The organism is Rhodococcus opacus B4 (genome assembly GCF_000010805.1).
Taxonomy (GTDB): domain Bacteria; phylum Actinomycetota; class Actinomycetes; order Mycobacteriales; family Mycobacteriaceae; genus Rhodococcus_F; species Rhodococcus_F opacus_C.
Genome location: NC_012522.1, coordinates 3,365,506 through 3,378,136, shown reverse-complemented (window position 1 = coordinate 3,378,136; position 12,631 = coordinate 3,365,506). Strand labels below are relative to the sequence as shown.

The window sequence follows — 12,631 nt, the reverse complement described above, 5'->3', positions numbered from 1 at the left end:
CGCCAACGCGAAGGGCTGCGTGCCATGCTCCATCAGCATGGTCGCAGAGAGGTTGTTACCCCGGGCGGCTGGCTGGCGCCGGTCATGGTATCTGGCGAGGTGCTTGCGGTTCAGTTGACTGCTGCGAATGAGCTTCGAGAAGGTGTTCGGCTTCTGCTCGTGCGGCCCGGCGAACTGCGGTGAGTGCTGCCGACGGAGAGTTGGGTGCGTAGACGAGTACAAGAGGGAGCCCCAGTCCCAGTTTCCTGTCGAGGGGGAGGAATACGATGTCGTCCCGAGTGTGATCGACGAACAGTAGTGGCAGGACGGCGACCCCGGCGCCTGCGCCGACCATCGCGAGTTGAGCCCACATATCGTCAGCTTCGACGATTCGTCTCGGGGAGCACTGATTGTCGGTGACAAGGCGCAGGAGTTCGTCGTAGAAGACCGGGTTCCGATCGCGCGGAGCCATGATGAAGTCCTCGTCGTTGAGTTCCGCAATTGAGGCCAGGCCGCGAGTTGCCAGTGGGTGCGAGCTGGCGACGGCCGCGTAGAGCGGCTCGTCCATGAGGGTGTCGACCGCGAGACCCGTTGGGGTGCTGCGGCTGCGGAGGATCCCGGCTTCGAGTTGTCCGTCGATCAGCTGACGGAGTTGAGCGTGACTGTTCATGGGGTGCAATGTCATTCGCACGTCGGGAACCTCGGCGCGAACAGACGACAGGATTCGGGGCATGAGCAGCCTCATCGCTGGGTTCACCGCACCGATTCGTAGCGCTGCGGTGCGCCCGGCGGCCGCGTCTCGGGTGACCTGCTCGAGGCGGAGCAGATCTGCCAGTAGCTGCCGGGATCCTTCGACCAGGGTCTCGCCGGCTGGCGTGAGTCGGCTCCGCCGCGTCGTCCGTTCCACAAGCGGCCCACCGATGTGCCGTTCGAGCTTCCTGACGGTCTGGCTGAGGGTGGGTTGCGAGATATTCAACCGGTCGGCGGCGCGGCTGAAGCTCAGTTCGTCGGCCAGCACTGTGAGGTACTGCAGGTCGCGGATGTTCATCATGCATCGATTGTGTCTGAGTCGCCGGACCGGGCATATAGATATTGATAATAAATGCATGCCTAAATCTGGCATTGTTTTATGAATTCCCGGCTCTTACGCTCACATTGTCTGGTTGAAGTGATCTAGCCAACTGGGCGAGCCAACCGCTGAAGGGACAAATATCTCAATGACTACGACGGAATCTCTCGCGAGCGAGTACGACGAATACCTTGCAGAAGGCCGCATCTGGGGTCTCGTCGATCGTGAGCGGATCAAGAAGATCAAGTTCCCGCGCGTGCCGAAGGAGGTTGTCGATCGTTACCTCGCAATCGAGGACCTGACGACGTCGGTGTCGGACGTGCTCGACTCACTCGGCATCATCGGTGCGGTTCCCGCCTCGTTCCTCAAGCCACTGGCTCCCGGGCAGCGGATCGTGGGCCCCGCGGTGACCATCCGCAATCTCGTCGAGCGCAAGACGCCGACCCAGGGGTATGTGGACAAGGACTTCATTCGTATGTCCACGCGCGACATCTACTACCTGGCCGAGGCAGGCGACGTCCTGGTGACCGACACCGCCGGAGACCTTTCGGTGTCCAACATGGGCGCGCAGTCCTGCACCGTTGCGAAATCGCGCGGTCTCGCCGGCAGCATCGTGTACGGCGCAATCCGCGACGCCGGATCGATCCGCGACATGGGGTACCCGGTGTGGAGCAGCGGCGTGACCCCGATTACCGGAAAGTTCCGGATCGAGGCCATCGAAATGAATGGGCCGGTCACGTTGCACGACGTTCGGGTGGAACCGGGCGACCTGATCGTCGCCGACGACTCCGGCGTATGCGTGGTGCCGTTCGAACATGCAGAGTACGTGATCAGGGAGGTGGAGAGAATTGCGGAAGCCGAGCAGACGATGGCCAAGATGATCATCGAGGGTGCCCCCATCGATCAGTTGCGTCCCCTCTTCCGTAAGCGCTACAGCTGAGCTTACGGTTCAATCTGACGAACAACGGAGTTCGCATGCTCGGAATACACCAAAGACCGCGCGCATCTCACGCGGTCCTGTCGTGGGCGACGCTCGCCACGGTCGCAGCCGTGTCGACGGCGTGTTCTGTCGGCCCGGGTGGGGCCTCCGGCTCCGGTCCGGTCGACGCGGGGAAGTATCCTTCGGACACGATCGAGGTCGTCGTTCCCTACGAGGCCGGCGGTGCGACGGACCAGATGGTCCGCTCGCTGTCGCAGCCGGTCGCCGAAGGTCTCGGTGACGAACCACTCGTGGTGCTCAACCAACCGGGTGGTGCCGGAACGATCGGCACCACCCGAGTCGTCGCTGCGAGCCCGGACGGGTACACCCTCGGGTTCATTGCGGGTGGGCCGCTGACGGTGCAGCCGCACTACGGTCGCACGGTCTACTCCTTTGAGGATGTGACGCCGGTCGCCCGTGTGGCGGTGGCACCGATCGTGCTGGCTGTGCCGTCAGACTCGCCCTGGCAGACGGTGGGCGACATGATCGCGAGTGTGCGAGAAGATCCGGGCTCGTTCCGATACGCCTCGACCGGCGCTGGGAATCCAGCGAACCTGGCCATGGAGAAGCTGGATGCAGCAGCAGACATCGAAACAACCCAGGTTCCGTTCGAAAGCAGCGCCGAGGCGGTGACCGCCCTGCTCGGCGGAAACGTCGAAGGGGCAGCCGGCTCCCCGTCCGGTTTCGCCGCCTCGGTTCGCTCCGGCGACCTCCGGATTCTCGCCAACCTCGGAAGCGTGAAGGGTGCCGAGTACGCCTCCGTGCCCACCTTGAAAGAATCCGGATACGACGTCGCGACGGACATCACGTCAGGGTTCATCGCTCCGAAAGATCTTCCCGACCCCTACTTACGCGAGATCTCCAACTCGATCCGGGATGCACTCGAAGACCCGGAGATCCGCAAACAGATCGAATTGACCGGCGCCGTACCCTATTTCGGGAGCCCGGAGGAGTACCGCGCGGACATCGCCCGCGAATACTCCGAGACAGGAGAGGTGCTCCATGAAGCTGGACTCATCTGATCGGATCGAAGAAGCCGAACGGCGCGAACACAACGATGTCGTTCGGACCCTCGATGAGCCGAGCGAGGTCGAGGTGACGAAGGATCTGTTCGGTCTGAAAGCATCCCTGTTCGTCCATTCCGGGGTGACCCTGCTGGGGGTGATCGCGATTTGGCTTGCGATCGACCTCGGAGTGGGGACGCTCGGCACCCCGGGGCCTGGGTTGTGGCCACTGGCCGCGGGTGCGTTGATGACGGCGGCCGGCGTGGCCACCATCGTCCAGACGGCACTGGGGGAGCGTGTCGAATCATTGCGGGGATCGGCTCGGCCCGCGTTCGGTGTCGCGCTGGCAATCCTGTTCGTGCTGCTGTTCAGCTTCGTCAGCGTCATCGTTGCGCTGATCGCGGTGTTCGCGCTCTGGACTCGACTGCTCGGCAAACTCCCCTGGCGCTCCGTGGTGATCTGGACAGTGCTCGGCACCGCAGCGCTCTATCTGCTTTTCGGAGTCCTCATCTCGACGCCGTTTCCGGCGCCGCTGACGGCGATTCCGTGACCGAAGGACAGACTCATGGATGCGATCCTGCACGGGTTCAGCGTTGCTACCGAACCCATCAATCTTCTCGCCGTGCTTCTTGGCTGCATTCTCGGCATCGTCGTCGGGGTACTTCCCGGGCTGGGCCCGATCACCACCATCTCCATTCTCATCCCCTTCACCTACGCCATGTCGCCGGCAACGGCGATCATCCTCCTCGCCGGCGTCTATGCAGGCGTCATGTACGGCGGCACCGTGACTTCCGTGTTGTTGCGGTTGCCCGGTGAGGCTGCTTCGGTGGTTACCGCGATAGACGGGTACGAGATGGCCCGCCGCGGACGCGCTGGGCCGGCTCTCGGAATCTCGGCGATCGGGTCCTTCGTCGGTGCGACCGTCGCCCTGGTCGGGCTCACCTTTTTCGCCCCCGCCCTCGCCGACCTGGCACTGCACCTGGGCCCACCGGAGTATGCGACCCTCGCGATCTTCGGGCTGATGCTGATCGCCTACCTGGGCGGAGGGTCGTTCCCCAAGGCAATGGTCGCCGCCGGTGCGGGACTGTTCCTGGCGACTGTCGGTCTGGACCCGATTTCCGGCGCCGTGCGGTTCAGTGGTGATTCCCTGCAACTGGTCGACGGATTCGAGGTCGTCGCCATTGTGCTCGGACTTTTCGGTATCGGCGAGGTGCTCTACAACCTGCGCCCGGGATCCAAGGACGACGGTGACGCTGTCACCACCAAGATCGGCAAGGTCTTTCCCTCCCGGGCGGATCTGCGTCGCAGCCGCGGTGCGATCGGGCGCGGGTCGGTGCTCGGCACCCTGGTCGGGCTGGTCCCCGGCGGTGGCGGTCTCGTGTCCTCGCTGGTGAGCTACGGCGTCGAACGTCGGGTCGCCAAGCATCCCGAGGAGTTCGGGAAGGGAGCGATCGAGGGGGTGGCCGGACCGGAGACCGCCAACAATGCCTCCTCGACCTCGGCGTTCGTGCCACTGCTGAGCCTGGGGATCCCGTTCAACGTCACAGTGTCCCTGCTGTTCAGTGTCCTGCTCGTCCACGGAATCACACCCGGACCTCAGCTGGTCGACGAGCACCCGGACGTGTTCTGGGGCGTCATCGCGTCGATGTACATCGGCAACATCGTCCTGCTGATCCTGAGCCTGCCGCTGATCGGTGTCTTCGTGCAGATCCTGCGCCTGAAGTTCAGCGTGCTCGCCCCACTGATCGTGACGGTCAGCCTCATCGGCCTCTACACGATCGACAACAACACCTGGAGCATGTGGGTCGCCATCACCTTCGGTGTCGTGGGGTACCTGATGCGGTTGTGGGGATTCCCGCTCGGACCTATGGTCCTCGCATTCATCCTCGGGGAAATCCTCGAATCTGCGTTGCGTCAGTCGCTCATCCTCTCCGGAGGCAGCTTCGACATCTTCGTGACCAGACCAGGTTCGCTCACGATCCTGCTGCTCGTCGCCGCGATCATCTTCTACTCCGTGGCCAGCTTGCTCCGGGCGCGAGCCAAGCGCGAAAGGGGTGGCGCCGTCTCATCCGAGTCGTCGAGGGCTCCGGAGAACGGGCCGTCCGCTCCGGACGGCAGCGCACTCTCCGCCGGGCAGCACCGTCTCGTCGAGAAGAAATAGCGGCCGCAGGTCCTCCACCACCCAGTTCTCCAAGACCGTTCCGATCCCTCCAGGTACTGGGCACGAGCCAGAAGGACTGCCCGGTACCTGGAGAGCGCAGAGAGGAAGGAGTGGTCAATGGAGTTGCGGCAGTTGCGATATTTCATAGCGGTGGCCGAGGACGAGCAATTCAGTAAGGCGGCCGCACGGCTGGGTGTCGCCCAGTCCACGATCAGTGAACAGGTCCGCCTGCTCGAGAAGCATCTCGATGCCGAACTGTTCCTTCGATCGAGCCGCAGCGTGCGCCTCACCTCCGCAGGGGAAGCGCTGCTGGCGGGAGCCCGAACCACGATCGCCGAATTGAGCCGACTCGAAGACGTCGTCCGCAAGCACTCGATGGGACAATCGGGGGAGTTGCGAGTCGGAGCGGTCGGGCCGGCGTTGCACCGGGCCGTCCCCCTGATCCTGCGGCGACTGATTCGAGCGTCCCCCGATCTCGCCGTGAGCATACACACCCTCTCGACCGAGGTGCAGGTACGCAAGCTCGTCGCCGGTGAGCTCGACGTCGGGTTCGTGCGCGGCCTAGTCAGGCGCCGCGGCTTGCGGGTCGAAACGCTGATGGAAGAGGCGCTGTGGGCCGTCCTGCCCTCGGATCATCGCCTCGCGCAAGCCGACACGCTGTCCCTTTCCGACCTCAACGGTGAACCCTTCGTGTTCTGGCCCCGGGGTCGTAACCCCAGTTTTTACGACCAGCTCATCTCAACGTGCCACCAGCACGACTGTGTGCCCAGCCAGATGATCGAGGGCTCCGACATGCAAACCCAGATGGCTTTCATCGGTGCGGGTTTGGGGGTGTCGGTTCAACCCGAGTCGTTCCGGGACAGATCCCGCGACGACGTCGTCTTCGTCCCCTTGTCCGGGGCGGTGCGCAAGGTCGCGCTGCAACTCGCGTGGAGCCCGACCTTCGAGACACCGGCGGTGCGCACCTTGCTGCACAACGCACGGCTGGGTCGTGCCGAACTCCGCCGCCGCGCCAGCTGACAAACTATCGGAATTTCCGATGCAGCTATCGCCCAATGCCGGTTGTACCGAAGGGAACTCGAAAATAGTGTGAGGTGCAGCACCAGTAAGACGCAGCTGGGCTTCACATCACAGGAGATCTCGTGGAATTTCACACCATTGCAACCGATGTCGGGTTCACCGAAGGGCCAGTTTTCACTCAGGCCGGCGACATCGTCTTCACCTCCATCGACCGAGGCCGCGTGTACCTCGTCCGAGACGGCGAGACCTCGAGCCTCGGCCTCACCGGAGCGGGCCCGAACGGTGCCACCGAGGGTGCCGACGGCAGCATCTACGTCGCCCAGAACGGTGGCCAGTTCCCGGCCCACCGCTGGCCGGGGGTCACCGGCGGCGTGCAGGCCATCAGTCCGGACGGCCTCGTGCGGACCATCTCGACCGACCCGTGCTTCCCGAATGATCTCTGCTTCGGACCCGACGGATTCCTGTATGTCACCGACCCGAGCCGCGGCCCGCGACGGGACGACGGACGGCTGTGGCGGATCGATGTCACCACAGGCGAATCCGAGCTCCTGACCTCGACTGCGTGGTACCCGAACGGAATCGGATTCGGCCGCGAGGACGACGCCATGTACGTCGCCCAGGGCGCCGAGGGTCGCATCCTGCGATTCCCGTTTGCTCCCGGAGGCAAGCTCGGGACCCCCGAACTTTTCGTCCAACTCGCTCACGGCCGCCCGGATGGATTCGCCTGGGATGTCGACGGCAACATGGTGATCGGTGCCATCACCGGTACCGCGCCGGGTGACCTGCAGGTCTACGGCCCCGACGGCAAGCTTCTCGACATCATCGCACCAGGCGAAGGTACGAAGTACACCAACGTCGCGATCTCGCCCGACAAGCAGCTCATCGTGACCGACTCCGACAAGGGCCAGGTTCTGAGCGCCGAATGGCCCAGCGCCGGTCTGCTGCTGCACCCGTTCCGCAACAAGGCCTGATTCTCATGCCAACCCTGCAGCACCGACACGATCGAGACGGCCACGTCACCGCGGTCACCCTCGACTTCCCCACGCCCGGAACCGCAGAGTTTCTCGCGCACAACGGGTTCACCGCGATCGCGATCGATTTCGAGCACAGCAACCCCGATTGGGCCACCGTCGAAGACATCGTGCGGGCATGTGAGCTCACCGAGGCCACTGTCATCGCCCGAGTCCCGCACTCACCCGAACTGGTTGCGAACTGCCTCGACCTCGGAATAGCGCACTTCCAACTCGCCCACGTCGATACCGCGCAGCAAGTAGAGAAGATCCTCGACTGCGCCCGGTTCGCCCCCCGCGGCACCCGCGGCATCGGACGGTCCAGGGCAAACCGTTTCGGACACTACCCGGGTGGCTACCAGCAGTTCCAGCACGTCGCGGAGACGGTGTCCCTGATCGTCCACATCGAATCCCTGGACGGGATCGCCTCGCTGCCCGAACTGGTCGCGATCGACGAGGTCGACATCGTCCTCGTCGGCGCCCAGGATCTCGCCGCCTCGATGGGTCACATCGGTCGCAGCGATCATCTGGAGGTCCAGTCGGCGATGGACCGCATCATCGACACCGTTCGTACCAGTGGGAAGGCAATCGGAATGTCAGCCAGTTCCCCAACCGACGCCGCCGCGGCGGCCGAACGCGGCGCAACCTTCCTCTTGGCGTCACAGGCGCGGCTGATGTCGGGTGCGGCGTCGGTACTGCACTCCGCGCTCGACCGCACCCCGGCTGTTCAGCCGGTAACCGGAGGCACCCGATGATCCCTCCCGTTACCCGTCAGATCGCCGAGTTCGTCGCGGCCGCACCGACGCATCCACTCCATGCCGACGCCGCCCGGATGGCCGTTCGGGCCTTCGTCGACACCGTGGGCGTCGCGGTCGCCGGCGCACACGAGCCGGTGGTGTCTGCGGCGCAGAGTGTGATGGTTCCCGAGGGCGGATCGTCGCACCGCGCAGCCACCCTGTTGACCAACGGGGAGCGTGTCTCCGCCGCGCACGCCGCACTGATCAACGGCACGGCGGGTCATGCACTGGACTTCGACGACCACCTGTCCGATGTCAACGGGCACCCGAGCGTGGTGCTGGTGCCGGCGATCCTCGCCAGTGGTGAGGAGAACGGGCTGTCCGGCAGTGCCATGCTCGAGGCCTACGTCGTCGGCCATCAGGTGATGTGCGCAGTGTCCGAAGCGCTGCCGGTTCGGCCGCACTGGGCTCACGGATGGCACGCGACCGAAACTGTCGGAGTGCTCGGTGTCGCTGCCGCAGTGGCACGGCTCGAGGGTCTGACCATCCGGGAGATCCAGTCTGCGCTGGGAATCGCCGCCTCCATGGCGGCGGGAAGCCGGCAGAACTGCGGGTTCAGCGTCAAGCCGGTCCATGCGGGAATGGCGGCTATGAACGGCCTGCTCGCCGCCCGCTTCGCGGCGGCAGGTATCGACGCCGATCCGGATCAGCTCGAAGCCCCGATCGGGTTCTTCCACCTGTTCGGTGACGACTCGGACCTGTCGAAGGTCGAGTCTGTGCTCGGAGAACGGTGGACCGTCACTACCCGTGGCCTCAACGTCAAGCGGTACCCGGCGTGCTATGCCGTCCACCCCGCGGGCGATGCCGCAGTCGATCTCGCCAAGGCGGGACTGAACACCCGAGATGTCGCGGCGATCAAGGTCACCGTGCAGCCCACTGGCTTGACCGGGCCGATCCATCATCGCCCGACCACCGGAAACCAGGCGAAGTTCAGCATGGAATATACGGTGGCGGCAGCACTGGTCGACGGCCGGCTCGGGCTCGATACCTTCACCGACACCCATGTGATCGACGAGAAGATCCAACACCTCGTCCCGCTGGTCGACACCTGTGAATCCACGACCCCTCCCGTCGGGCCCGGTGAGTACGAAAAATGGTACGCAACAGTACAAATCACTACCAAGAACGGCGAGAAGATGCAGGCACGTGGAGACATGCCCCACGGCTACACCCTCGACCCGCTCACCGACCGTGAGCTCGACGACAAGTTCGGCGAATGCATGACCGTCCCCGGAGTCGTGTGGGACGGCACCGAACTGCTCGCCCGGCTGCGCAACCTCGAGCACTGCACGAACGTCCGCGAGGTGCTGGCCGAATCTATACGCACACATTACTTCCCGAGTTCGCCGACCGAACTCGAATCCGCAAGCACCGCACTCTGAAGGAGACCCGAAAATGCCTAACATCACCGTCGAAATCTTCCGAGGCCGCACCCTCGACCAGCGTCGTCAGTTCGTCCAGGGAATCACCCAGGCTGCCGTCGACGCCTTCGATATCTCCCCCGAAGGGGTCCGGATCACCTTCTTCGAGATCGACCGGCACGACCTAGCCCGCGGCGGACGTCTGTTCGGCGACCCCGCACCGGCCGCCGTCGACGCCGCCGCCTCCCAGCCCGCGGATCCGTCAGCGGTGGGACAGCGATGAAGCGACGCGCGCTGCTCGCGGGTACCTGTGCCGGAGTGCTCGCCCTCGTCGTCGGCTGTGCCAACAGCACGGAGTTGTCCGCGGCGAACGGGCGCACGACCATCACGCTGGCGTCGTCGATCACCGGTAGCTCGTTCCTCGCCGTGACCGCCGGTATCGAGCGGGGGATCTTCGACAAGAACGGCATCGACGTCGAGGTCATCAAGGTCAAGAGCACCGCTGAGGGAGCCGCGGCGGTGGCGAGTGGGCAGGCCAACGTCGCGGCCATGCTCACCGAAGGCGTGATCTCCTCCCGGGCATCGGGTTCGGACCTGAAGATCATCGCCAATCTCCTCACCGAGGATCAGCACATCCTGTACAGCAAGCCGGACATCGACTCCATCGAACAGTTCGCCGGCCGGAGCTTGGCCATCGTCGGACCAGGCAGCGGCACCGAGATCCTCGCCAAGGGACTCTTCGAACGATCAGGGGTGGATCCGGCGAGCGTGCAATACATTCCGTCCGGTGCGGCGTCGACCCAGATGGCTGCACTGGTCGCCGGGCAGGTCGACGGCGCCGGCCTCGTCCCGCCCTATGACCTGACCGCGGCAGAATCGGGGTCGAAGGAGATCGTGGAGTACCGGGACATCCTCCCGAAGCTCACCCCGCAGGTGTTCGCCGCCAGTGAGCGCGTCCTCGCACCCAACCCGGACGAATTCCGCGCCTTCCTGTCGGCGTACAAGGAAAGCGCTCGATGGGTTGTCGATCACCCCGACGAAGCCATCTCGATCCTGATGGACGACAGCCAGATCAGTTACGACGCCGCCAAGGACGCCTACGAGTTCGCGAAGCCGGACTACTCGACCGACGGGCTCGTAGACAAGCAAGGCCTGCAGACCTGGCTCGACCTTACCGACAAATACGGGACGGTCCACGACGAATTGCCCACCGTCGACGACCTTTACGACCCAACCTACACGCAAGTAGCGCCGTAAGCCCGTTTCCCGGCGATGACACCTCCGCACACTCCCAGAGTATCCGCGAAGTCCTCAGATCTGCGGGACTGAAAGGTCCGATCTGACCATCCTGCCGAGCCGATCGGCATGGAGACCAACTTGGAGAACCAATGACTGCACCGACGAGAATCCCCGCAGCGGCATCAACGCGCGTGGCCACGACCGACCGCAGTGGCCCGCCGATCCTGGAAGTCGATTCCGTGGTCTTCGGCTATGGGGCCGAGACGATCATCGACAACGTCAGCTTCGACGGCCGAGCCGGCGACTTCATCTCGATCATCGGGCCCAGCGGTTGCGGGAAGAGCACCCTTTTGACGTTGCTCGATGGAATGGCGCAACCACTCGCAGGAAGCGTGCGGGTCAATGGGCAAAGGCCACTACCAGGCGAGCCCTCGCGCTCGATGGTGTTCCAGAACTTCGCGCTGATGCCGTGGAAAACCGTGCTCGACAACGTCGAGCTCGGGTTGCGCTATCGCCGCAGAGATCTGGCGAAGAAGGATCGGTATGACATCGCGCACGAGTACCTGAAGAAGGTCGGCCTGGATCGATCGTCGAAGTTGTACCCTCGGCACCTCTCGGGAGGCATGCAGCAACGAGTCGGACTCGCCCGCGCCTTTGCCGTGCAACCGCAAATTCTTCTGATGGACGAACCTTTTGGCGCGCTCGACGCGCAGAACGCCGAGATTTTGAGGGAAGATGTTCGCGCCCTTGTCCAAGAGGAGCAGCGGACGGTCGTCTTCGTCACCCACAACCTCGACGAAGCGCTGCAGCTGTCCAACCGAATCCTGCTGATGACCGCCGGCCCCGGCCGGATCCGCGAGGCCGTCACCGTCGACCTCCCCGACGAAGACAGTGACGACTACCCGGCCCGCTATGAGGCCTACCGCAAGCAACTCTGGATGCACCTGCGGCAAGAGGTCAACGAGACCCGCGCACGTGAAGAAGAAGGACCGACCCGATGAACACGACAGCAACCCGATCCGAGCGGTCGCAGAAGGATCCGACACCCACCCGGCAGCCCAGCATTTGGCGGCGCTACGAACGCTACTGGTTGCCGATCGGCACCGTCGTCATCATCCTCGTGGTCTGGGAAATTCTGGGCAAGATGGGCCTGTGGAACCCGCTGTTCTTCAGCTCACCGAGCGAGATCTGGGGTGGGTTCACGTCCTTGACCGAAGGTCCGCTCTGGTCCGATCTGCGGGTGAGCGGCACCGAGTTTGCGATCGGCATGGCGATCGCCCTGGGACTCGGCGTCCCGATCGGACTGCTCCTCGGCTCGAATCGCCGCCTCAACCACGCTTTCGATCCGATCATCAACGCCCTGTACTCGACCCCGATCCTCGTCCTCACCCCGCTGCTGGTGATCTGGTTCGGTCTCGGCATGGGATCGAAGATCGCCAACGTCGCGATCCTCGCAATCTTCCCGGTCATCATCAACATGATCGAAGGCGTGCGAACCGTCGATCCTGTGCTGCTGCGCGCGGCCCGTTCCTTCGGCGCCAGCGGACTGTCGATCTACAAAGACGTCACGTTTCCCTCCGTGATTCCGTTCTTCATCACCGGTGTTCGACTCGCGATCGGCAAGGGAATGATCGCGGTGGTCGTCGGCGAGTACATCGCAGCAACCGAAGGCATCGGCTACCGCATCCGCGCCGACGCCGAGGTCTTCAACACCTCTCGATACCTTGCCGCAGTCATGATCATGGTCGTCATCTCGGTCGTGATGATGGGGCTTCTCAAGGTCGTCGAGAAGAAGCTCGCACCCTGGCGAGACACCACAATCGCGTGATCGACCTCGCGCCCTACCGTCGCATTCCGCCACCGATGCGCTGATCGGCGGTTCGTCCGGCACGTGTCCAGCGCTGCCCAACTGCCAACAGCGCGCATGTATGAGGAGTCCCAATGCACATGAGCACAGCACTAGAGCAGATTCGGCAAGCTCACCACACCGTCAGATGCATGAGAGGTACAGG

Annotated in this window: 13 protein-coding genes; 12 read left to right on the top strand and 1 reads right to left on the bottom strand. The window is 64.0% G+C overall.

Annotation, left to right across the window (positions count from 1 at the left end):
• Positions 1-82 precede the first annotated feature (82 nt).
• Positions 83-1,030 (bottom strand): LysR family transcriptional regulator, encoded by a 948-nt coding sequence (locus tag ROP_RS15520; RefSeq protein WP_012690339.1) that lies wholly within the window; start codon positions 1,028-1,030, stop codon positions 83-85.
• A gap of 166 nt (positions 1,031-1,196) precedes the next feature.
• Here ROP_RS15520 and ROP_RS15515 point away from each other — a divergent pair, with 166 nt between their 5' ends.
• The 12 genes from ROP_RS15515 to ROP_RS15460 all read left to right on the top strand — a co-directional run bounded on the left by ROP_RS15515 (position 1,197) and on the right by ROP_RS15460 (position 12,447).
• On the top strand, positions 1,197-1,988 hold the full coding sequence (locus ROP_RS15515) for an RraA family protein (RefSeq protein ID WP_012690338.1): 792 nt from the start codon (positions 1,197-1,199) through the stop codon (positions 1,986-1,988).
• A gap of 35 nt (positions 1,989-2,023) precedes the next feature.
• A complete protein-coding gene (locus tag ROP_RS15510; RefSeq protein ID WP_012690337.1) occupies positions 2,024-3,049 on the top strand; it encodes a tripartite tricarboxylate transporter substrate binding protein in 1,026 nt (341 codons plus the stop codon).
• Positions 3,030-3,581 carry a tripartite tricarboxylate transporter TctB family protein gene (locus ROP_RS15505; protein WP_063721419.1) on the top strand — a complete coding sequence of 184 codons (552 nt, stop codon included), beginning with the start codon at positions 3,030-3,032 and terminating at the stop codon, positions 3,579-3,581. The genes ROP_RS15510 and ROP_RS15505 overlap by 20 nt, the downstream gene beginning before the upstream one ends.
• A gap of 15 nt (positions 3,582-3,596) precedes the next feature.
• A complete protein-coding gene (locus ROP_RS15500) occupies positions 3,597-5,192 on the top strand; it encodes a tripartite tricarboxylate transporter permease (protein ID WP_012690335.1) in 1,596 nt (531 codons plus the stop codon).
• Between the two features lie 117 nt (positions 5,193-5,309).
• The gene (locus tag ROP_RS15495; protein WP_012690334.1) at positions 5,310-6,212 is read left to right on the top strand and encodes a LysR family transcriptional regulator; all 903 of its coding nucleotides are present in this window, start codon (positions 5,310-5,312) and stop codon (positions 6,210-6,212) included.
• Between the two features lie 122 nt (positions 6,213-6,334).
• Complete coding sequence (locus tag ROP_RS15490; RefSeq protein WP_012690333.1) at positions 6,335-7,183, top strand: SMP-30/gluconolactonase/LRE family protein; 849 nt, start codon at positions 6,335-6,337, stop codon at positions 7,181-7,183.
• Positions 7,184-7,188: 5 nt separating this feature from the next.
• On the top strand, positions 7,189-7,977 hold the full coding sequence (locus tag ROP_RS15485) for an HpcH/HpaI aldolase family protein (RefSeq protein WP_012690332.1): 789 nt from the start codon (positions 7,189-7,191) through the stop codon (positions 7,975-7,977).
• Positions 7,974-9,401, top strand: a complete 1,428-nt coding sequence (locus ROP_RS15480; RefSeq protein ID WP_012690331.1) for an MmgE/PrpD family protein — start codon at positions 7,974-7,976, stop codon at positions 9,399-9,401. The genes ROP_RS15485 and ROP_RS15480 overlap by 4 nt, the downstream gene beginning before the upstream one ends.
• A gap of 13 nt (positions 9,402-9,414) precedes the next feature.
• Positions 9,415-9,663, top strand: coding sequence for a tautomerase family protein (locus tag ROP_RS15475; protein ID WP_012690330.1), 249 nt, complete (start codon positions 9,415-9,417; stop codon positions 9,661-9,663).
• Complete coding sequence (locus ROP_RS15470; RefSeq protein WP_012690329.1) at positions 9,660-10,637, top strand: ABC transporter substrate-binding protein; 978 nt, start codon at positions 9,660-9,662, stop codon at positions 10,635-10,637. Before ROP_RS15475 ends, ROP_RS15470 begins: the two co-directional genes overlap by 4 nt.
• Positions 10,638-10,768: 131 nt before the next feature.
• A complete protein-coding gene (locus ROP_RS15465) occupies positions 10,769-11,620 on the top strand; it encodes an ABC transporter ATP-binding protein (RefSeq protein WP_050785078.1) in 852 nt (283 codons plus the stop codon).
• Positions 11,617-12,447, top strand: a complete 831-nt coding sequence (locus tag ROP_RS15460) for an ABC transporter permease (protein WP_012690327.1) — start codon at positions 11,617-11,619, stop codon at positions 12,445-12,447. Before ROP_RS15465 ends, ROP_RS15460 begins: the two co-directional genes overlap by 4 nt.
• Positions 12,448-12,631: the final 184 nt, after the last annotated feature.